Raw genomic sequence first — 21,867 nt, 5'->3', positions numbered from 1 at the left:
CCCTCATCCCTCACCCCTCATCCTTCGATCCCTCATCCCTCATCCTCCGATAAGGAAGCTCCACGACAAACGTTGTCCAACCGTCTCTACTTTTGACATCGATCGTCCCCTGGAGTTGATCGATCAGCTTTTTGACCAGTGCCAACCCCAGACCTGTACCGCCTTGAGGCCAGCGATCGCACCCGACTCCTCGATAAAATTTATCAAAAATTCGGGGCAGATCTGCTTGAGGAATCTCCGCCTGATTGACGACCAAAAACCGCAGCATCGCACATCGACTATGAAGGTTAGACTCGCACACCTTAAACAAAATTTCACCGCTACTGGGTGTGTACTTACAGGCATTGTTGAGAAGCTCGATAAAGATGCGTTGGAGGCCTACGCTGTCATACAGAATCGTCGGCAAGTGGGCAGGCAGGTCTACCTTAAAGGTTTGCTGGCGATCGCGAGTGCGAATCTGAAACGACTGAATGATTTTGTTAAGCTGTTCTCGCAGGTCGATCGGTTCTGGGGTAGCCAGCGCTTCTCCGGATTCGAGCTGATAGAGATCTAAAAGATTTTGAATGAGCGCATCACATTGGTCACAGGCTGATAGGGCAATTTCGGTATATTGTTTGCGGTTGTCTGGCACCGATTCGATTAGCTGCAAAGCGACTTTAATGGTCGTCAAAGGGGCCCGCATATCGTGAGTGATGGTGCTGACAAGATCGTCTTTTTGGTGGTTGAGTTCTTGAAGTTCCAGGACTTTTTTTTGAATTTGAGATTGGGCACTGTGACGCTTGAGTCGAGCGGCGATCGTTTCTAACAAGTCCATCCGCCGAAACGGTTTGGTCAGATAGTCATCGGCTCCCAGATTCATGCCCTGACGAATTTCTGCGCGATCGGCTCTAGCCGTTAGAAAGATAAACGGAATCATTGACGTTGAGGGGTCTTGACGCAGTTCTTCTAATACGCCGTAGCCGTCAAAATCTGGCATCTTGATATCACAAATGATCAGATCGGGAGACGTTTCTTTAGCCATCTGAATGCCGACAAATCCATTTTCAGCATTAATCGAATCGAAACCACCAGAGGCTAATATTTCAACAATATTTAACCGAACGTCTTTTTCATCTTCGATCACGAGTATCCTCATTTGATCGCCTCACTTTCCTGATTTAGCAGTTCTGGCGATCTGGAGAAAGACAAAGACTGGGGCAAGGAGCACATTCCCAAAAAGAGGAGAAGAGTGGTGTGAAACACGATCGAGCACGAGATGGAGACTACGAACAACGGAAGGACAATCAAAACGGTTTACAGAAAGGCAGATTATGGGCAGGTTGAGGCATGACAAATAGGGGAGCGATCGACAGCAAAGTTAGCCGCCGTCCTCTTACAACCCAGTCACCCTGGCTATACAACGCTGCCAAAAAAGGTATTCGGCGCAAAACAGGTTTTTAGGTGGGTCACAAAAGATCACAAAATTCTTTTGCCCCTGACTAGGTTTAGTCAAGACATCAACTCGCACCCTGGTCAAACACGTTATTAATGACTAATACTATCTGGTTTTCCTATCCAGAAACGAGCAACCCTTCAACACTAATTTTTTGATGTCAGTACAGATGTCTTTTTGTGTCTTGTTTATACCAGAGGTCTAAACTTCATTAAGGAACTAATGACTTCCCGAAACCCTATTGTCCACACTGCAAGTTCCAAAATTTCAGAAGAGAAGTTGATCAGGATTTTTATTAATCTACTTCTGGTATGCAGTAAATATCACATTCACTCTAAAGATACTTGCTAATCTAGCATAGATTCAGATTTTCTTATGGCCAGCAAAATTCATTAGCTGAAGTCGAAACTCAAGTAGGTCTATCTATGCCCTTCGTCTATCTATGCCCTTCTATGCAAAGCTCCTGTACTTAATGACTACTGTTAAAACGACAACTATTTAAAAGTTCCGCTCCATAGATTTCGCTTTATTAAAGCTTGCTCCAATAGATCTCGCCCCAATAGATAAAGCGCCAATCCCCTTTTGCTGAGGGCTGACGCTTTACCTAAGTATTCATAGAGTTTAAGGTTAGAGCCTTTAAATGAGCTGGCTCCATTTGATATGTACTTAGAATGCCAGGATTTCATCACAAATTTGAAGGACGTAATGTTTTCTTTATATTTCGTGCCTCTTGCGAATTGTGAGAAAAGATGAAGTTATATATTGATCATTTGGGGTGATAGATGCACCGTTTGGCAAATCGAGAAGACAAGCTGCTTTTACCCTGTGCTAGGGCTTTCCGGGAGTCAGAGAAGCGCCCAAGGCTTGAGAGAGCCAGACTTCAAACGAGTGAACGGGATAGCGACGGGCGGCTTCGGTGGGGTCTACCATTGGCTTGACCAAAACAGTAAACATGCCCAAACGGTTGCCCGCTAACACGTCAGTAAAGAGACGATCGCCCACCATACCCACCTGTTCGGGAGGCAGACCCATCGCCGTTACAGCGCGTCTTAGCTTGCGGCGAGAAGGCTTCCCGGCTCCGATGATGTAGGGCAGGTTAAAGGGGGCGGCAATTCGCTTAATCCGATTTTCGCTGATGTTGTTGCTGACGAGCCAGAGCGTTGCGACCTGCTGAATGGATTCGAGCCAGGGTGACAATTCTGCACAGGCTTTGGCTGACGTAATCGGCACGAGAGTTTCATCAACATCCAGCACCAGACCTTTGAGTTGATGCTGCTGAATAATGTCGGGTGTCAGGCTCAAAATCGAGCTTTCCAAAATCAAGTCAGGTTGTAAAAGTTTGCCCCAGGACATAAAGCACAAATTAATAGAGGAATAAAGGTCAAACGGTAGAGACACTAAATCGAAATTTGGATGGCGTGCAGTCCCTGAGCTTTAAAGTTTTACCATCAGGTTTGGCAAGAAACTCTAAATCTGGAACAAAACGCAGTTTCTCAAGTTTAGCGGTTGGTGGAGTCGCAAAAACAGCCGCTTGGAGAAAGTAATGGTTCGGGGTGTAAAGCGATCGCCTCTACTCCTGCCCCTAAATGTACGTGAATTCGACGAAGTTTTTTCGCTTTGATTGAGAGCGCTTCTGCCCTTCAAGGTGCCAATTCTGGGGACTTTAAAGCACGATTTCCGGTTCAAAGTTCCTTTCGGATGGGGGTGTAGAGGGCAACTCGACTCTGAAACCGAAGCGATAAATTTCACCGAATTTACGTTAGATTCAGGCAACCAGTTGCGTTATTTCAGCTAGATTGCCCAGTTCTTCATCCATGTCAGCAGGAGCGCGGATCAATTTGCAGACTTGGCGGCTTCGGGCTTGGGTTTTTGGGCTTGCTCTGCCTCGACTCGATCGCGGATGTCGCCTTGAGCCGATTCATGTTCTGCGAGGGTGCGGCTAAAAACGTGGGTGCCATCGTAGCGGGCCACAAAATAGAGATAGTCGGTGGCTTCGGGGTCTAACGTGGCTTTGAGGCTGGCTACACCTGGGCTGGCGATCGGCGTGGGCGGCAATCCGACATTGATGTAAGTGTTGTAGGGCGATGGCGTTTTGACTTGGTTCAGCGTAAGCGGATTTTCTTTGGTTTGCTGAATGCCTAATCCATATTCGACGGTTGGATCAGATCCCAACGTCATGCCTTTTTTGAGCCGATTGGTAAACACGCCAGCAATGCGCGATCGCTCCGAGGCGACGACGGCTTCTTTTTCGACGATGCTGCCCAGAGTCACCCACTGCGCCAGGGAAAGTTGAGTTTTGCCTTGATGCTGATTGTAGACCGGGAGGGCGACTTGCTCAAAGCGATCGAGCATCTGCCCAACAATCTCTTCTGGCGTGACCGCAGATCCGACAGAAATCTGGTAGGTATCGGGATAGAGAAACCCCTCCAGATGCGGAAGATTAGTCGGCAACCAGGGATACTTTCCTGTCGGCACCTGACTCGCCGCGTTGACAAAATCCTCCGCCTTAAAGAAGCCCTGCCGTTCAAAATAAGCGGCCATTTGTCGGATTGACCAGCCTTCTGGAATCGTAAAACTACGCTGGGCCACCTCACCCATCCAAATTTTGTCCGCAATCTGCTGCAAAGGCTCCGTCGTCGAGAGTTGATAGTTTCCAGCCTGAAACCCACCGTCTGGATTTCTAAACATTAGCCAGCGCGCCCAGATCTCCCAGGCCTTGGCAGACTTGATCAGCCCCGCCGCCTCTAGCTCCTGCCCAATCTGCTGCGCTGAGGTGCCCTGCGGGATTTGAATCACGACCTGCTTTTTGGCATCGGCTGGTTTCTCGATCGGCGCACTTGCCCAATCCCACCAGGCCTGCGCCCGCCACGCTGAGACACCCAGAGCCGAGCCAATCAAAAGTAGATAAAACGACCACCTGGCAATTCGTTGAACAGCTTTCATCTGATAGTTTGGGTTGAGAGTAGTGCTGGGCTGCAAAACGATCTCTTCGAGATACCCGCAAGGGGTCGCTTCAAGTTAACCCACAAAAAATCGCGTCAGCCAGAACAAATGATAAGGCTCTCTCGTCTTTAGTCAAGATTGATTAAAAGTTTTTATCAGAGAGATGGGCTAAGAATGATGAACGGTGAATCGGTATCAATTCATCATCCATCATTCAGCCTCTCCCTACTCCAACTCATCAAACAGTTGGTCTTCGATCATCGGCAGCATTGGCTCGATTTTCTTTAGCTCCTCTGGTGAGAGCAAATGGGGCTGACCTGCGTCGTCCATCCTCGCCAAAATGAAAAACGGGTCAAGTGGCGCATAGATAGCGTACTCCTGCTCCTCATGGTAGAAGCTCGCCAATAGCTGCAACTCTTCCTGCTCATCCTGGGAGTCTGACTCGACCCCGGCCCACTCTTCTTCGTCTTCCACAAATTCGGGAAGGTCGCCCTCTACGGTCAACACGACGGCAGTCCGCTTGAGGGTGAGATTTTGCTCTTCTAAGACGGCTTTTGCGGTCGAGAAAACGAGGTTAAGTTCTTCGTCATCTTCGACCAAAACGGCTTCGTCTTCTTCCCCGTCTTCCTGCCAGGCAAAGATTTCGACCGGGGAATCAACGGGGAGCAACAGGACATACTCCTGTTCTTCGACTTCCAGGGAATGCTCAATGTAGCAAGTGAGGGTCAGCCCCGCCTCGTCTGTCAAAGTTACTGTGGGAGCATCCATATCAATGCTGTCTTCATCCATTGGACTCTCTCTATCTCGGTTCGATTCGGGCATTTCGTGAAACTCCTCAGCGCGCACATGGCTCTCTGAAAAGTATCTCTCAGAACGGGTACCTTCGCGAAAGGGGAGTTGGTTTTGGGTGGGGTTTTGGGGGGTGGGGTTTTGGGTGTGGGGTGTGGGGTTTGAGATCTTATCCTTCATTCCTTATCCCTCATCCCTCATCCTTCATCCCTCATCCCTCATCCCTTGTTCCTTCCTGAAGTCTGCGCTCATCTAACCATTGTTGCAAAATAAGGGACGCTGCTTTGCGATCGATTAGCCCCTTATTGCGAGAAGGTGAAATATTTTGGGCGTGAAGAAGCTGTTCTGCTTGGTAGCTGGTCAATCGCTCATCGACGTATTCTATGGGTAGCTCTAGCGCTCTGGAGAGTGCTCTGGCAAGTTTTTGGGTTTGTTTTGCTTGAAAGCCGATCGAGCCGTCCATTGAGTAGGGCAAGCCAATCACGAGAATTTGCACGCGCCGTTCTTGAATCAGATATTTTAGCTCGGCAACCACTTGATCAAAGGATTTGCGCTCGATCGTCATCAGCCCCGTGGCGATCAGGCCTGTTCCATCGCAGCCAGCCACACCGATGCGCTTCCGACCTAAATCTAGACCCAGAGCGGAAACGAACGGCATGGTCTATCCCTCAAACAGATGAATTAACAGCAGGGGTCTTCTCGTTGAGGTTCGCTTTGAGAGGCGAGATTGACCAAATCTTGAACGGTACTGTTGGGGGTATCTGGCGCAGAGACTTTGGGCGAGTTGTCTGGCTTGAGGTCTGGCGGAGTCTGCTTGGTGGAGTTGAGGATTGAAATTCGTCCCGGAACGGGCTTACGAGAAGGCTGTAGTCCTTGAAGCACGTCGGCAAGCTGCAATCCTTCTAAAGCGCCTGGTTTGGCTTCTCGAAGTTTGTGCCAGACCGATCGCGACATCACCAACGTATGGGCGATGCGATCGGCTCCAATCCGCTCCAGATATTCTTCTCGTTCTGGCTGGTAGTCTGAGGAGGCGAGGTGCAGAGATTGAGCGGGCACTTCTTGGGTAATGCGGGCCATCTGAGACATCAGCTCAGGATAGAGCCAGGTGTAAGCGGGATTGACGGTCAGTTGGGCGGTGTGGGGCTGAGACCCGTCGCGGCAAAGACGAATTTGAAAGTAACCGATCGCCGCTTTGCGCTGAGGCTCAAACACATATCCACTGACGGATTCAGATTGGGTGAGCCACTGTTTGGCCCATTCGGTCAGAGAGCCAAACAAACTGGTTTTAAAGTCTTGAGTGTGGCGATCGTAAACCTGGCGCACGAGAGGCGGCATGGCCATCGTGTCAAGCTGATAAAGCAACTGAGCGTCTGCATTACTAACAGGCAGCAGATTAGGCAGATCGGGTTCTCGCTCAGACAAATCTTGCAGCAGTTTGGGGGAAATCTCCCAGTAGGTCATCTGGGCCAGCGATTGAAACCCATTTTTGCGGTAAAGGGCCAGTCCTGATTTGTCGCTGACATCGATTTCTAAAATCCAGGTGCGGGCTTGCCAGATGGTTTCGAGGCAGTAGCGCAGCAGCAGGGAACCCACGTCACTCGTCGTCAGCAGCGTGGTTGATTGGGGCGTTTCTTCAGACTCATCGGTTTGGCTGGGCGCATTTAGCATTACGGCATCGACGGCCACGCGATCGACTCTCCAGGTGCTGCGAGTCCGATTAAACGGGGACACCTGAATCATGCCCTGAATTTTCTGGTTCAGTTCGGCAACGTTGACTGAGACGGCATCCTGTAAGGGATTGGGGAACAGGCTGAGAAACTTGAGAATGCCATACCAGCGGCGAATTGAGACGGGCTTTTCTCGCACCATCGAGCAATTAGGGCTTTCTGCTTCTACAGCTTCTGTACTAAGCCGATCGACGGCCTCCAGGTCACGATACTGAAGTGGACGAATCACGACATTTGGGGTTTGAGAAAACGCTCGAATCATGGTGGTAAAGCGGCTATTCACCCTCTCAGGTTAGGAGTTTGGCGATCGAACTGGGTCAGTCTTGAGAAAGATTCGGATTGAGCCAGAAGGATTCTAGAAAGAACTGATCGAATCCGGTTTGCTGGAGCGGTTTAGCAGCGACTCAGTAGGGCGGATCAGCACCACAGGGGTTTGCTCATCGGCGTTCCCGGCGGGGTTGGTGATCAGGGCTTGTCTGAGCAGGTTGGTTGACAAATCAGAAGTCGCTGCCAATATCTTAACTGCTTTTAAGTCGTTCACGTCTACGATCGCCGCAGAGAGTCCGGTTTCTCGCTGAATTTCATCGACGATCGCTTGGGGATTTTGGGGCCCCAATACAATGAACTGATCGTAAGGCGGCAGCGTGCCCGTGACATCATCAATCAGACGGGCCTGTTCTCCAGCGAGTCGATAAAAGAAGCCTGGTTGACCAAAAACCTTGCCGATCGCGCCCGCTAAAAAGGCGATAAAAACCCGTTCTGCACCGACCAGATCGATGAGAGTTTGCAGCCCGCAGGCTGTGGCCAAACTGGAAGTTGGCATGAACAAATAGCACAACCGTTTTGCCAGCCATCCGGGGTTAACAGTACTAGGGTGATGAAAGCGGCCTTGCATGATGGCGATCGGCGTTTCGCCAATGGTGACGATATCTCCCGATTGGGCGTGGGGCGTGACATAGCGACGAACGATCGCAACGGGATTGTCTAACTCAGTGAGTAAATGGGTACGAATCGGCAACACGTCGGCACTAGCCGCAGGTCGCCAGCGTTTGGAGTCTTCGACATTGGGAAAGGTCAAGGGCACAATTACATGGCGCGTTTTAGGAATCCGACCTTGTGGCCCATAGGTGACATAGTGAACTTGAATCCAGGCGACTTTGAGGTGAGTCAGGTCGGCTCCTTGCAGGTCGATCGTGATCCCGATCGGGTCTGGTTTGCCAATTTTGACGATGTGCCCTTCCCAATATCCGTCGGCTCGTGCATCTCGGAATCGAGGAGTGACTTGGGTTTGGGTAGTAATGCCTTCTAGACTGGCAGACGAGAGCAAGCGAACCTCAATCCGCAGTTCGGGCACCATCACTTCTAATCGCTGTGTGAGATTACGGAATTCTAATTCTCCGACGATCACATACTGCTGCGGCTCATAAACCTCAAATTCCCATTTACCAGAGGTTAATTCCAGCTTATTGCCTGCCCGATTTCGATATTGAAGGTCGAGGGCAACCAGAATCAGCGCAATTAGCCCGATCGCACTCCCGATGATGCCGATTAAAACGTCGATAGTTCCCACAATCTCTGATCTGAATAACTCTTTCACAAAGTCTAGAGTAGTGTGGCAACAATGCAGCGATCGGGCAAGAGAGTTTTGGATTCTATCCTCCTTACCCCTCACTCCTCACTGTTTGCTGAGAACTTCGTCATCCGTGGAGAAATCGATCGTCGCCTGATCGCGTCCAGAAGCCAGATAATCGTTCTCAAAAGAGTCTTTTAAGCCCGACAGCAGATCATATTGAGGTTGCCAGTTGAGATCTTGCATCGCTTTGTGAATGTCTGCGAAGAAGTGCTGAGTCCGCATCGGGAAGGCTTTACGCTTGCCAAAATCAAATTGTTTTGCGTCGTAGTGGACAATTTTGAGGGCAGCGGGATTTTTTCCAGCGGCGGCGGCACACGTACGCGCCAACCCGTCAAAGGTGACAAAACGATCGCCTGATACGTTATAGATTTGCCCGATCGCTGGCGCGTTTCCTAACACATTTGCCATCGCTTGCGCCAGATCTTGCACATGCCCAAATTGGGTGAAATGCTGACCGTGACTGGGAATGGGAACGGGACGATCGCGAACAATTCGGTCAAAAAACCAGGCTTCTAGATCGTTGTAGTTCTGCGGGCCATATATATAAGTAGGACGGATGGATGTGAAGGGCAGTTTTTGGGCAGCCAGATAGGTTTCGGTGTCATGTTTGCCCTTGTGCCGACTTTTGGGATCGACGGGATCGCTCTCAAAATGAGGCATTTGGTCTGATTTGAGGTACACGCCCGCCGAACTCATGTAAACAAAATGCTCAATTCGTCCTTGAAAAATCTCGGCTAACGGCTGGGTGTCGCTCAGTTCGCGTCCATTGTTGTCAAAAACTGCGTCAAATTCTTTGCCCGTCAGCTTTTCTTTGAGGTCAGCCGGATTGGTACGATCGCCCAAAATTTGCTCTACCGCAGCGGGAACGGGCTTATTGCCTCGATTAAACAGCGTGACTTCGTGCCCTTGCTCCAACAATATTCGAGTCAGATAGACCCCGATGAATCGAGTCCCGCCCATGATGAGAATCCGCATACCGACTGCTCCAACGATCGACAACTTTTCATCTTAAAGCGATTGGGCGATCGGACTGAGATCTGCTGTTGCAACGTTCAGCTTTTCTAACGATCCTGGGACAGTGATTTGAGAAGGGGCTGAGGTACAAAACTTAACTTCAAAAATGTTGTTAATTTTTGTATTGCTCAACCACATCCCGCTTAATTTTCGGATAGTCTGTCAATCGATTAAGCGAGATAACTCGTCCGACGACTAGTCCTCATATTCAATTCTTTGCAGTAGTTTTTTGGTTCTGGGGTTATACATGCCTAGATTGGTGATGGCTAAACTTTGAGTGTAAGTCCAGGGAAACTGTTGAGCAAAGAAATCCTCAAACTTTTTGGCTTGCTGAAACACATGCTTGAGTCTGCGATTTTTTCTAGCTACGTTGCGCCAAAATTCTCCAGTATTCTTAAAGAATTTCAGTTCAATCACCAGAAAGTTGTAAGCCTCATTCATCAAAATCAGGTCGCCTCTATGCGTTTCAATGATCTTCTTTTCAACGTTGTAAGGACGAATCAGCCACTCGTAGCCAACGACATAGCGATACTCATTGATCAGGTGCATTTTGTCCTGATTTTCTAACACGGTTCTCAGCAGATTTAGCTCGTCGCCATCGTAAGAATTTTTGTGGATCAATTCTCTGAGATGGGCTGACAGATCTTTGATTTTTTCGAGTCCAGAAATGATCAGTTTATGAATATCTTCACCCAGCGCAGGCTCCGATTCTCTTAACTGAATGAGTACACCAATGTGGTCGAGGCGATCGAGAAAGTCACCCGCATTTTCTTGAAACTGAATCGAGTTAGACAGTAGCCGTTGGTAAATTTTTTGAATGGAAAAATCGGGTGTCATCATGACTCCTTGTGGATTTGAGGTCGAGTAGAACCCAAAAAACTAGCCACCCTGCACAGTTAATAAAAATGGGGCGGCTAAAAGGAATGATAAGATTACCTTTTAGCCCCCTGACTGCTCATGGTCAGATAGGGGGTTAGCTGCTCATTGCTGTTGCCTCAGCTTTGAGCGGCGACTAGTGATGTAGGTAGGTCAACGGGTTCGGACTGCTCCGATGAATTAGCTTAATGTGGAAGAATACACGGATCAACGGACCGAGTCAAGTAAATTTTATTTCCCGATGCAGAATCGGCTGAAGATACGATCCAGTACAGATTCGGTGACATCTTCTCCCAAAATTTCGCCGAGCGATTGAATGGCGCTTCTCAAGTCGATCGTCCAAAAGTCAAGAGGAAGCTGATTTGCGATCGTTTCACTCACTTGTTGAAGTGCAGACTTTGCCCGCATCAGGGCGGCCGCTTGACGTTGATTGATCGCTAAATCAAGATTAGCCGCCTGAATCTTTCCGGATTGAACTGTTTCTAAAATCGCTGCTTCTAAGTCAGGAATGCCTTGATTAAAAGCGGCCGCAGTTCTTACAATTTTTGCAACTAAAGGGAATCGCAAATCATCGATCGCTCCCCCTAGATCAATCTTGTTAAGAATTAAAATCACAGGACGATCTTTGACCTGTTGATAGATTTCTTGATCGGCTTCTGTCCATCCAATTTGAGCGTCGATCGTCAACAAAACCAGATCCGCAGACTGAGCGGTCAGGCGCGATCGTTCTACGCCAATCTTTTCCACCCGATCCTCCGTTTCTCGAATTCCCGCCGTGTCGAGTACCTGAATCGGAATGCCGCCCACCACTAGTTGAGACTCCACGACATCGCGAGTCGTCCCTGGCAAATCGGTGACAATGGCGCGATCGCTGCGACTCCAGGCATTCAGTAAACTGGACTTGCCCACATTGGGACGGCCGACGATCGCCACTTTTAAGCCCGATCGCAGCAGTTCGCCCTGGTCGGCGGTGTTGAGAATCTGAGTGACATCGATGAGAACTTGGGCCAACTGGGTCTGAATTTCAGCTTGATTGAGAGGCGGCAAATCTTCCTCAAAGTCAATTCTGGCTTCGACTTCAGCGAGAATATCCAGACAGGTGAGGCGCAGTTGACGAAGGGGATGAGCGAGTTTGCCCTGGAGTCCGGCGATCGCAAATTGAGCAGCCTGCGGCGATCGGGCACCGACCAGATCAGAAATGCTCTCGGCCTGCGTTAAATCGAGTCGCCCGTTGAGAAAAGCTCGTAGCGTAAATTCTCCCGGTTGCGCTAACTTTGCGCCTTGTTCGAGACACAATTGCAACACTTGTTGAACAGCCATAATTCCACCATGACAGTGAAACTCAATGACATCTTCCCGCGTGTAAGAACGAGGCGCAAACATCAATAAAAGTAAGGCTTCATCGACCGTTTTCTGAGTGTTTGGATCGCGCACATAGCCGTAGAGAATTCGGTGACTTTCCCACGTTTGAGAACCTGGAGAATGAAAGAGAATTTTAGCGATCGTTACCGATTTTTCCCCCGACATTCGCACAATTCCCACACTTCCTTGTTCAGGAATAATGGCCGTGGCGATCGCGACAATCGTTTCTCCCATCATGCTCATTCTTGCCAATTAGAATTAATCAAACTGGTCAAAACGTGATCTTCCCACTTGCCATTAATCAGTAGGTAGTCTCTAGCATATCCTTCGACCACAAAACCAAGCCGTCTCAAAACGCTGCCGCTACGTCGATTGTGAGGCATATAATTTGCCATAATTCGGTGCATATTTATGTCACGAAAAACATACTGAATCACCGTTTGTAGAGCTTCTGTCATATAGCCTTTACTTTGTTCAGATTGCGCCAAACTATAGCCCAAAAAACAAGTGTAGGAAACACCATGAGTCATTTGAGTAAAATTAGCGGAACCAATGATCTGATCAGGCTGCGATCGCTTAAATAAAAACAGTCTGAGTGAGTGATCGTAGCTAAACTCAATAATACTTTTATCAATCTGCTGTGACCAAAATTCACGAGTGTAAAAGTTTCTAGGTCTGAGCGGCTCAAATGGCTCTAAAAACGCTCGATTGTCGCTGTAGTAGCTGATCACAGCAGGAATATCTCGTTGTGAAAGCAGCCGGACAATCAGCCTTGACGTTGAAAACACAGGAGGATCAATCATCATCCCTGACCCATTCTTTTTATGGAGATCTAAAGTTTTTAGCCTGAATTTGATCAACCAATTGATTAAAAGGAACCCAATTATCTTCTTCAGTAATGGACTTCCAAACGGATTCGATCGTCGGTCTGATCAAGGAGACTTCAGAATTGTAGTGAACCAATCGATTTACAATTTCTGACATCTGATCTTCAGGAAACTGATTTAAGGCTTGATGATAGGTTTGTCGCCAGCGATCGAGCAAACCAACTAACGCTTCATCAGGCATCACTACATTTTTGAAAATCGATGCGGGACGCTCTCGCCAATCTCTAGAAAATTGATGGGTTAGTTGTGAGAAAAAGTCCTGATAGTCAGCTTGAGAATCATTGAGAAATCGAACGGTTTGATACACCAACTCTTGCGCCATTTCTGACTGATCGAATCCTAACCGATAAAGCATTCTTTGTTGATAGGCTTTTTGATAATCAGCCTCAAAATTGGATGCAGCAGATTCGAGATCAGCGATCGCAACCACTTTTTGCAGCGGAGCCTGAAGCTTCTCTAAATTCCACAGACACATTCCCGGTTGATTGCCGTAGCTGTAGCGTCCACCATAGTCAAAATAAGCGGCTGTAAACTTGGGATTATAGGTTTCGATAAAGGCAAATGGCCCGTAATCAAAACTTTCTCCCGTGACCGACATATTATCGGTATTCAAAACAGCGTGACAAAATCCAGAAGCCATCCATTGTGCCGCTAGATCGGCTACTTTTTGCACCAGTTCTGCATAGAAAAGCGCGTAGCGGTCAGGTTTCTCAATTAAATGCGGATAGTAAACTTCGATCACATGGTCTAACAGAATGGCAATCAAATCTTTGCGATCTAAATAAGCTAATCGCTCAAACGTGCCAAAGCGAATGTGCGATCGACTAAAGCGAATCATCACCGACGATCGGGTAGGGGACGGCTCATCGCCCCGATAAAGAGATTCTCCCGTCTCGACCAGACTCAGACAGCGAGAAGTTCTGACTCCCAATCGATGCAGCATTTCTGCCGCCAGCACTTCTCTCACGCCGCCCTTAAGCGTCAGTCTGCCATCGCCGCCTCGCGAATAGGGCGTGGTTCCTGACCCTTTGGTGCCAAAATCGTACAGTTCGCCGTCAATTCCTCGGACTTGTCCATACAAAAAGCCGCGACCGTCGCCCAAAAAAGGATTGTATTGTCCAAACTGATAGCCGTGATAGCGCAGCGCTAAAAAGGGTTCGCGTCCGTGAAATTCGCCAAACGCCTCCGTGAAATCCGCATCCGTAACCGATCGTGGGTCAAGCCCGATCTGTTGTAGAACGTCGTTATTGCGAAATCTGAGGATCTGTTGGGGAAACTGAGCGGCAGAGACGCGATCGAAGAAATCGTCGCCCAGATGTTCGAGGGCTGGCTCGTAATTGAGCGTCAGTAGGGGATTGGGCTGTTTTTCAGAGTCGGTAGAAGTCAAAACGAGAAGGGGCGATCGCAACGTCTTCTTCATCCTACCGAGGATACGCAGTCATGACTAAAGCATTCGTATTTTACGCAAAAGAAAGCCTTTTTGTCCGTTAGTTGCGGCGCAAACTTGGGCAAATTGACGAACGTAGGTAAGAACTACCATTTTAAGTCCAAATAGCTCAGTATTCTTACGGACTTTACCCATCGTAAGTAGAGCCTAAATGATGGCTGCCCTTCTTAAGTTTGTAAAAAACCCCTGGAGAAATTTCGGTGAAGCGTCAAATTGTCAAACAAGCTCAAGCTCTATTCATTTTTCTGACACTCCTGACCTGCTTTGGCACTAAGGGACTCCACGCCCAGATTGCACCTGCCACAGACGGAACGGGAACGATCGTCACACCCAACAACAATCAATTTGACATCACCGGAGGAACTCAATCTGGAGCCAATCTATTCCAGAGCTTTCAACAGTTTGGCTTAAATCAGAATCAGATTGCCAATTTCATTTCTAATCCCAACATCCAAAATATTCTCGGTCGCGTGGTCGGTGGCGATGCGTCTGTGATTAACGGATTGATTCAAGTTAGCGGTGGAAATTCTAATCTCTACCTGGTAAATCCAGCGGGAATTATTTTTGGCAATAGCGCAAGTTTGAATGTTCCTGCATCATTCACAGCGACGACTGCAAATGCGATCGGGTTTGGTACAAATTCCTGGTTCAACGCGGTCGGAACGAACAACTATGCTGATTTAATTGGCGCTCTTAACAGCTTTGCGTTTATTACTTCAGGGAGCCTGTTCAATGCGGGCAATCTAGCAGTCGGTCAAGGTCAAAGCCTGACGCTACTGGGCGGAACCGTCGTCAATACCGGAACCCTTTCTGCACCCGGAGGCAACATCACGATCGCTGCCATCCCCAGAGAGAAACTGGTTCGCGTTAATCAAGCGGGCAGTGTGTTGAGTTTGGATCTGCCGATCGCTGACAAGTCCGTGATTAATGCCACCAATAGTCCTTTGTCACTTCCTGATTTACTGACAGGTCAGCCACTCGCAAATGCAACTGGAGTGACGGTTGAAAATGGCGTGATCAAACTGACTCGCACAGACACCCCGATTCCCTCTGATGCCGGGACGAATATTGTCAGCGGTCAAGTTTCTGCGGCTGGCGCGTCTCCTGGAACCATTCAAGTCTTGGGCGACAAAGTGGGATTGGTTAGCGCCAAACTCGATGCTTCTAGCGCAAAAGATGGGGGCACCGTGTTGATTGGCGGCGACTTTCAGGGTAAAGGAACTGCGCCCAATGCCTCACGCACGACTGTCACCAACGATTCGGTAATCAGCGCCAACGCGGGAGAAATCGGTCAGGGTGGTCGGGTGATTGTCTGGTCAGATCAGGCAACTCGATTTTTGGGCACGATCAACGCTCAAGGTGGAACGATTCGCGGAGACGGTGGCTTTGTTGAGGTTTCGGGCAAAAACAATCTCAATTTTCAGGGGATGGTCTACGCCAATGCGGTGAATGGACTGAATGGCACACTGCTGCTCGACCCTAAGAATATTACGATCGCCAATCAACGGGCTGCCTACATCAGTGATCCGATCTGGGGAAGTACTGGCACCAATTCAAATACCAGTGCGATGAATTCAGTATTTGGGACAGGTAATTGGGACAACATCTCGCTGGCGACGGCGACGGGTTCTCCGTTTGCAGTGGGGACTGGCAATGACTACACCTTCATCTATTTGGATGGCAGCGACGGACGAGCCAATAGCCTCAATGCTTATCTAGCATCCAATTCGACGGCGATCGATACTTGGGTAAGGCAAGGCGGACGGCTCTTTTTGAATGCTGCACCCAACCAGGGCGGAAGCTTTTCAATGGGGTTTGGTGTCACCCTCAACTTTGACCCAGGTTATTCCCTTGAAAGCAGTAATGTCACAGCAGTTAACCCGGCGCATCCTATCTTTAATGGCCCTTTTATACCCGCCGGAACTAGCTTTTCGGGCGGTTCTTTTGCCCATGCGACTGTTTCTGGAGCAGACTTAACTCCCTTGATTCGTGATGTCCCAGATCCAACAAAGATTGTCTTAGGGGAAAAAGTGGTCGATCAGGGACTGGCGCTCTTTGGCGGAATGACCCCAGCCGTTTTTCATGGCCCGGCTCCCAATGCTCAAAACTTACGATCGAACATCATTTCCTATACCAGTGGTGAGAGCAGCCTCTCAAGTGCGCTGTTTACAGACAATCCCACCGCTTCTGTAAGAATTTCACCCGGTCAAATCACAACGCTGACCAACGCCGGGACGAATGTAGTTTTGCAAGCCAATAATGACATTACGATCAAGAACGCGGTTACGAGCAATAATCCAACCGGGAATGGTGGCAACTTAACGCTACAAGCAGGTCGCAGCATTTTGGTGAACGCCAACGTCACGACAGATAACGGCAATCTCACGCTGTCTGCCAACGATGTAGGAGCGATCGCCGCTCAACGAGATCCGGGTGCCGCCGTGATCACAATGGCTCCAGGAACTAGCATCAATGCCGGGACAGGCAACGTCAATATTGCAGTCGGCACCTTTGATACAGGCGGCGATGTCACGCTGCAAAACATTCAAGGCAACACTGTCACAGTTGAAAACACTGGCACCACGAGAACGGTCAATTTGCAAGCGCCGATCGTCGCCAACACGGTCACAGGCAGCACCGCAAACATTGTGAATGTTGCCAACACCGCCAGAATTCAAAATGGAGTTGATATTGTCGCCCTAGGCGGAACGGTCAACGCAGCAGCAGGCACTTATACCGAATCGGTGACGATCGCCAAATCTCAAACGCTGAATGGTGCAGGCGCAGGCAATACGATCGTCAGCGGTGGAAATACCTCTGGAGTCTTCGCGATCAATTCTGGTACAACGGTGAATCTCAATGGGTTGACGATCGCAAACGGTAGAACCAGCAGTCAAGGCGGTGGAATCTATAACGAGGGTGCGCTAACGGTTGCCAACAGCATCATCCGCAACAACTCGGCCAATGGTGGGGCAGGCATCTATTCGACCAACGCTCTTAATCTCACTAACAGCACCGTCAGCAACAACACTGACACAGATTATGGGGCAGGCGTTTGGGTAATCAGTGGCACTGGAACCATTACCAACAGCACCATTTCTGGCAACCAGGGTCGATACTCTGCTGGTGTCCACAATGATGGCACTTTGACCATTAGAAATAGCACGATCGCTAACAATACCTCCACCGATCCAGGAGAAGGCGGCGGATTGGGAAGTCACGATACCGTCAACATTAGCAATTCAATCATCGCCAACAACAGTGATGCAACGAGTCCGGATGTTTCTGGCTCATTCATTGATCAAGGCAACAATCTAATCGGTAAAAGTGACGGCAGTATAGGCTTTACCAATGGGGTGAATGGCAGTGTGGTTGGCACGATCGCCGCTCCCGTTGATCCTTTACTGGCTCCACTTGGAAACTATGGCGGGCCGACTCAAACTCATGCTTTGCTGCCAGGAAGCCGAGCGATCGATGCTGGAAATAGCCCGATTCCAACCGATCAAAGAGGTGTGGCACGAGTCGGAAATCCCGATATTGGCGCATTTGAGTCAAAAGGATTCACCCTCTCGGCAACCAGTGGAACGCCCCAAAACACAACGGTCAACACGGCTTTTGCCAATCCGCTGAGTGTAACGGTGAGTGCGAATGACGCGATCGAACCTGTGGCAGGTGGCATTGTTAACTTTACGGCTCCGACGACGGGGGCAAGTGCGACAGTAACCAGTCCGGCGACGATCAATGCTTTGGGTCAAGCCAGCACCTTGGCAACCGCAAATACTAAATCCGGAAGCTACACCGTCGCAGCCAGCGCCAACGGCATTGCAACCCCTGCTAATTTTAGTTTGACGAATGATCCGGGGGCAGTCAGTCGCCTGGGCATTGGGGGATTTGCGTCACCGACGATCGCCGGAACGACCAATAGCTTCACCGTCAATGCCTTTGATTCGTTTGATAACATTGTGACCGCGTATGGTGGCACGGTTGCTTTTAGCAGCGACGATCCTAATGCAACGTTACCAGGTGCATCCACTTTGACGAATGGAACCGGATCATTCACTGGAACGCTGACAACTGCGGGAACGCGATCGCTGACAGCAATGGATAGGACAACTTCGACAATCACTGGAAGCCAAACCGGAATTATCGTCAATCCAGCGGCCCCCTACTTCATCGGTGCAACAGGTGGACAAGCCCAAAGTACAACCGTCAACACAGCTTTTGTGGCCAATCTACAAGCAACGGTATACGACATTTACAACAATGTGATTCCGAATGTGAACGTTGTATTTCAATCTCCCGAAAGCGGTGCGAGTAGCATTTTTACCGGAAGTACAACGCTGGTCACTGATGCCAACGGGACGGTTTCGATTCCCATTCGAGCCAACACGATCGCCGGAAATTTCACCACGATCGGGAGTGCAGGCGCAGCCATTCCCGCCAACTTTGACCTGAGCAACTTACCCGACGCACCTTCTAGCATCACGCCGACAAATGGATCGGGGCAAACTGCACGAGTCAATACGGCCTTTACAAACCCACTGCAAGCTCTCGTGACCGATCAGTTTGGCAACCCGATTCCCAACAGCACGGTAACCTTTAGCGTCCCAACGATCGGAGCGAGTGGCCGCTTTACCGGAGAAGTCACCACGATTAACGCCAACACAGACGCAACTGGAACCGCAACCGTCACGATCGCAGCCAATACCATCTTTGGAAGCTATACCGGAAACGCTAGTGTGAATGGAGTTTCAACCATTGCCAACTACACCTTATTCAACAACACAGGCAATCCTGCACAAATCGCTGGAACAAACGGCACCCTGCAACAAACGATCGTCAACACGCCTTTCAACAATGCGCTACAAGCGATCGTGCGCGATGAGTTTGGCAATCCGGTGAATGATGTTGCGGTGACATTAAGTTTGCCGATGATCGGAGCCAGCGGCCGTCTAACAGGAGAAGTCACAACGCTGACCACGCGCACTGACGAAACGGGTCAGGTTCGCATTCCCATACAAGCCAACACGATCGCTGGAAGCTTCACCGCCACTGCCACCGTTTCGGGCATCACTCCCGCTAACTTTAGCCTCATCAATCAGCCCGATCGTCCCGCCTCGGTTACCGCTTCTGGAGGAACGCCCCAAAATGCCACCATTCGGCAAGCCTTCTCCAATCCCTTACAGGCAAAGGTCAGCGATCGATTTGGCAACCCCATCCCCAGCGTCACGGTAACCTTCCAGGTGCCAACTCAAGGGCCGACAGGTCGCTTTACGGGCAACTTCACCACGCTCTCATCGGCCACCGACGCTGCGGGAATTGCCAGAGTGACGATCGTCGCCAACGACAAAAAAGGCAGCTTTACAGGCACGGCAGCAACCGAGGGAGTCGATACCATCACCCGCTTTAGGTTGACCAATGATTCCGTCTTCAAACTGGACGAAGAAACCCGACTGGGACGAGATCTCAAGCAAGCTGCTCCTCCATCGCCTGCTGTTGCGCCTGACACACCCAATTCGATTCTCTGTGCTGTTAAGACAAAGCCCGAATCGAGTTTAGATGACTATCAAGGCGTTCGTGAATGTGTGCGAGAAGTCGTCGTCAATCCGCGATCGATTAAGTCATCGTCCAAGTCTCAGTAATCCAAAATCTCATTCGCTGGTGTGTGATCTGTGTTACCGTGTCTTGCGGTTATCAAAGACCTGAAGCCGTCATTCTCCAGCGTTCAACCTTCTCAGATTAAATTTTCAGTCTCAGCCGTTTAACCAAGGGTACTAGTCCGATGTCTTTAAGGTCTTTTGTGGTGAGTTGTGGAGTTGCCTTTCCAGTCATTCTGGCGGTCTTTGCGATGTCTGCCCCGACGATCGCTCAAACCGAACCCACCACGCTTCCCAATCCCAGCCTCGATCGCTTTCCGCAGCCGATTCCCAGTCCTCAGCCCCTCCCGCCCAGCGACCAGCAACCGACGTTGCCCACACCCACACCCACTCCGACCGCTCCCGAACCCACTGCCCCAGTTACCATTCCCGTTCGCAAAATCGAAGTGACGGGCAGCACGATTCTCAAGCCAGGTGACATCAGGCCGATTACTACGCCGATCGAAGGTCGCTCTGTCAGTCTCGAAGAATTGAGAACGGTTGCAGACGCGATTACTCAGCTTTACTTAAACCGGGGTTTCATCACGTCGAGAGCCGTTTTGGTGGATCAGGCGATCGTCGAGGGCGTGGTGCAAATTCGGGTGGTTGAAGGGTCACTTGAAAGAATTGATATCGAGGGCACTCAGCGATTGAAGCCATCCTACGTTCGCAGTCGCGTTCAACTTGGGGCGGGCGTTCCGTTGAACAAAGACCGCCTAGAAGATCAGCTAAGACTGCTCAAATCTGATCCGCTGTTTGACAATGTAGAAGCCAGTCTACGCCCCGGAACTGGACTCGGACAAAGCATTCTCACCCTGCGAGTCAAAGAATCTCAAGCCGTGAACGGCTACATCGGGGTGGATAACTTCTCGCCGCCGAGCGTCGGATCTGAGCGACTGGGTGCCGTTTTGAGCTACCGCAACCCGACCGGACTGGGGGATGAAGTGAGTGTCTCTTACTTTCGATCGCTCCAGGGTGGCTCGAATGTGTTTGACTTTAACTATCGGGTGCCTGTGAATGCGATGAATGGCACAGTTCAGCTTCGCGTGTCTCCTAGTAAGAGTAGAATTATTGCCTCTGATTTTGCAGCCTTTGACATTCGGAGTAATACGACGCTTTACGAAGTCAGCTATCGTCAGCCGATTATCCGCACGCCCCGCGAAGAATTAGCGCTTTCTCTAGGCTTTGCTTTTCAAGACGGACAAACCTTTCTTTTTAACGACACCCCTTTCCCATTTGGAATTGGCCCCGACGCAGATGGCAATAGCCAGACTCGTGTACTGAAGTTTGGTCAAGATTATGTAAGACGAGACCCTCAAGGAGCTTGGGCGCTACGATCGCAGTTTAGTCTCGGTCTGGATGTGTTCGATGCTACGACCAATAATGATCCGGTTCCTGATGGTCGCTTTTTTAGCTGGTTGGGTCAGATTCAGCGCGTTCAGCGTCTTGGCAACAATCACTTATTAATCGCTCAAGCGGATGTGCAATTGACTCCAGACAGTTTGTTACCGTCTCAGCAGTTTGTAATTGGGGGCGGACAATCTCTGCGGGGCTATCGGCAAAATGCGCGATCGGGTGACAATGGTTTCCGGCTGTCTCTCGAAGATCGAATTGCCATTTTGCGCGATGCGTCTGGGGTGCCAACCTTGCAGCTTGCGCCCTTTATCGAAGCTGGCTCAGTCTGGAACAAATCGAGCAATCCCAATAAGCTAACCAACGAAACTTTCTTGGCCGCCGCCGGGCTTGGACTCATCTGGGAACCTGCTCCCCGGTTTGTGGTGCGTCTCGACTATGCCATCCCGTTTGTCAGACTGACCGACGAAGGCAACAATGCTCAAGACAAGGGGTTCTTTTTTAGTGTGGGCTATCGCCTCTAATCAGTTGAGCGAGGAATGGGATTGAATGCGGGTTCACCAGATGTCGAATTGTCCCGATTTCTCGCTTTTGTTTTTAGAACCTGCCAACGACGCAGCTCATCCACCCCAAGGGGAGTCGATCGCCAGACAAGAGAACTAGAGAAGGATGAGTGCAGCGATTTGTTGGGATTGCTATTCACCCTTTCAACGTCTGCCTGATCGCTCACTTTGGGAAGAAGCCAGGCTGGTTTGGTGAAGTTCGAGT

At 49.8% G+C, this 21,867-nt stretch carries 14 protein-coding genes; 2 read left to right on the top strand and 12 right to left on the bottom strand.

All coding sequences use genetic code 11. From position 1 onward, the window contains the following. Positions 1–10 precede the first annotated feature (10 nt). The 12 genes from ACKFKH_RS07650 to ACKFKH_RS07595 form a co-directional block, all read right to left on the bottom strand. Positions 11–1,135: a hybrid sensor histidine kinase/response regulator gene (locus tag ACKFKH_RS07650; RefSeq protein WP_446857665.1), complete on the bottom strand. Its 1,125-nt coding sequence runs from the start codon at positions 1,133–1,135 to the stop codon at positions 11–13. 1,125 nt (positions 1,136–2,260) lie between these two features. Next, the gene (locus ACKFKH_RS07645) at positions 2,261–2,785 is read right to left on the bottom strand and encodes a YqeG family HAD IIIA-type phosphatase (RefSeq protein ID WP_446857664.1); all 525 of its coding nucleotides are present in this window, start codon (positions 2,783–2,785) and stop codon (positions 2,261–2,263) included. A gap of 480 nt (positions 2,786–3,265) precedes the next feature. Then, complete coding sequence (mltG, locus tag ACKFKH_RS07640; protein WP_446857663.1) at positions 3,266–4,375, bottom strand: endolytic transglycosylase MltG; 1,110 nt, start codon at positions 4,373–4,375, stop codon at positions 3,266–3,268. Positions 4,376–4,600: 225 nt separating this feature from the next. Further along, the gene (locus ACKFKH_RS07635; protein ID WP_446857662.1) at positions 4,601–5,344 is read right to left on the bottom strand and encodes a DUF3727 domain-containing protein; all 744 of its coding nucleotides are present in this window, start codon (positions 5,342–5,344) and stop codon (positions 4,601–4,603) included. A gap of 31 nt (positions 5,345–5,375) precedes the next feature. Further along, a complete protein-coding gene (gene ruvX, locus ACKFKH_RS07630) occupies positions 5,376–5,822 on the bottom strand; it encodes a Holliday junction resolvase RuvX (RefSeq protein ID WP_446857661.1) in 447 nt (148 codons plus the stop codon). 23 nt (positions 5,823–5,845) lie between these two features. Then, the gene (locus ACKFKH_RS07625; RefSeq protein WP_446857660.1) at positions 5,846–7,174 is read right to left on the bottom strand and encodes a GNAT family N-acetyltransferase; all 1,329 of its coding nucleotides are present in this window, start codon (positions 7,172–7,174) and stop codon (positions 5,846–5,848) included. A 72-nt stretch (positions 7,175–7,246) separates the two neighbouring features. Next, a complete protein-coding gene (locus ACKFKH_RS07620; protein WP_446857659.1) occupies positions 7,247–8,461 on the bottom strand; it encodes a F420-0:Gamma-glutamyl ligase in 1,215 nt (404 codons plus the stop codon). Positions 8,462–8,566: 105 nt separating this feature from the next. Continuing rightward, positions 8,567–9,499 carry an NAD-dependent epimerase/dehydratase family protein gene (locus tag ACKFKH_RS07615; protein WP_446857658.1) on the bottom strand — a complete coding sequence of 311 codons (933 nt, stop codon included), beginning with the start codon at positions 9,497–9,499 and terminating at the stop codon, positions 8,567–8,569. Positions 9,500–9,733: 234 nt separating this feature from the next. Beyond that, the gene (locus ACKFKH_RS07610) at positions 9,734–10,375 is read right to left on the bottom strand and encodes a hypothetical protein (protein ID WP_446857657.1); all 642 of its coding nucleotides are present in this window, start codon (positions 10,373–10,375) and stop codon (positions 9,734–9,736) included. Between the two features lie 270 nt (positions 10,376–10,645). Next, the gene (gene mnmE / locus ACKFKH_RS07605) at positions 10,646–12,013 is read right to left on the bottom strand and encodes a tRNA uridine-5-carboxymethylaminomethyl(34) synthesis GTPase MnmE (RefSeq protein WP_446857656.1); all 1,368 of its coding nucleotides are present in this window, start codon (positions 12,011–12,013) and stop codon (positions 10,646–10,648) included. A gap of 2 nt (positions 12,014–12,015) precedes the next feature. Continuing rightward, complete coding sequence (gene rimJ, locus ACKFKH_RS07600; protein WP_446857655.1) at positions 12,016–12,579, bottom strand: ribosomal protein S5-alanine N-acetyltransferase; 564 nt, start codon at positions 12,577–12,579, stop codon at positions 12,016–12,018. Positions 12,580–12,598: 19 nt separating this feature from the next. Next, complete coding sequence (locus ACKFKH_RS07595) at positions 12,599–14,083, bottom strand: protein adenylyltransferase SelO (RefSeq protein ID WP_446857654.1); 1,485 nt, start codon at positions 14,081–14,083, stop codon at positions 12,599–12,601. A 227-nt stretch (positions 14,084–14,310) separates the two neighbouring features. Between ACKFKH_RS07595 and ACKFKH_RS07590 the strand changes: the two genes are divergently transcribed. Together ACKFKH_RS07590 and ACKFKH_RS07585 are read left to right on the top strand one after the other, a co-directional pair. Further along, entirely contained in the window at positions 14,311–19,752 is a 5,442-nt protein-coding gene (locus tag ACKFKH_RS07590; RefSeq protein ID WP_446857653.1) for a beta strand repeat-containing protein, read from the top strand. A gap of 140 nt (positions 19,753–19,892) precedes the next feature. Then, positions 19,893–21,623 (top strand): ShlB/FhaC/HecB family hemolysin secretion/activation protein, encoded by a 1,731-nt coding sequence (locus ACKFKH_RS07585; RefSeq protein WP_446857652.1) that lies wholly within the window; start codon positions 19,893–19,895, stop codon positions 21,621–21,623. Positions 21,624–21,867: the final 244 nt, after the last annotated feature.

The sequence above is a fragment of the Phormidesmis sp. 146-20 genome (assembly GCF_052939475.1).
The sequence above is the reverse complement of the archived record's forward strand: the minus strand, read 5'-3'. Positions and strand labels throughout refer to the sequence as shown.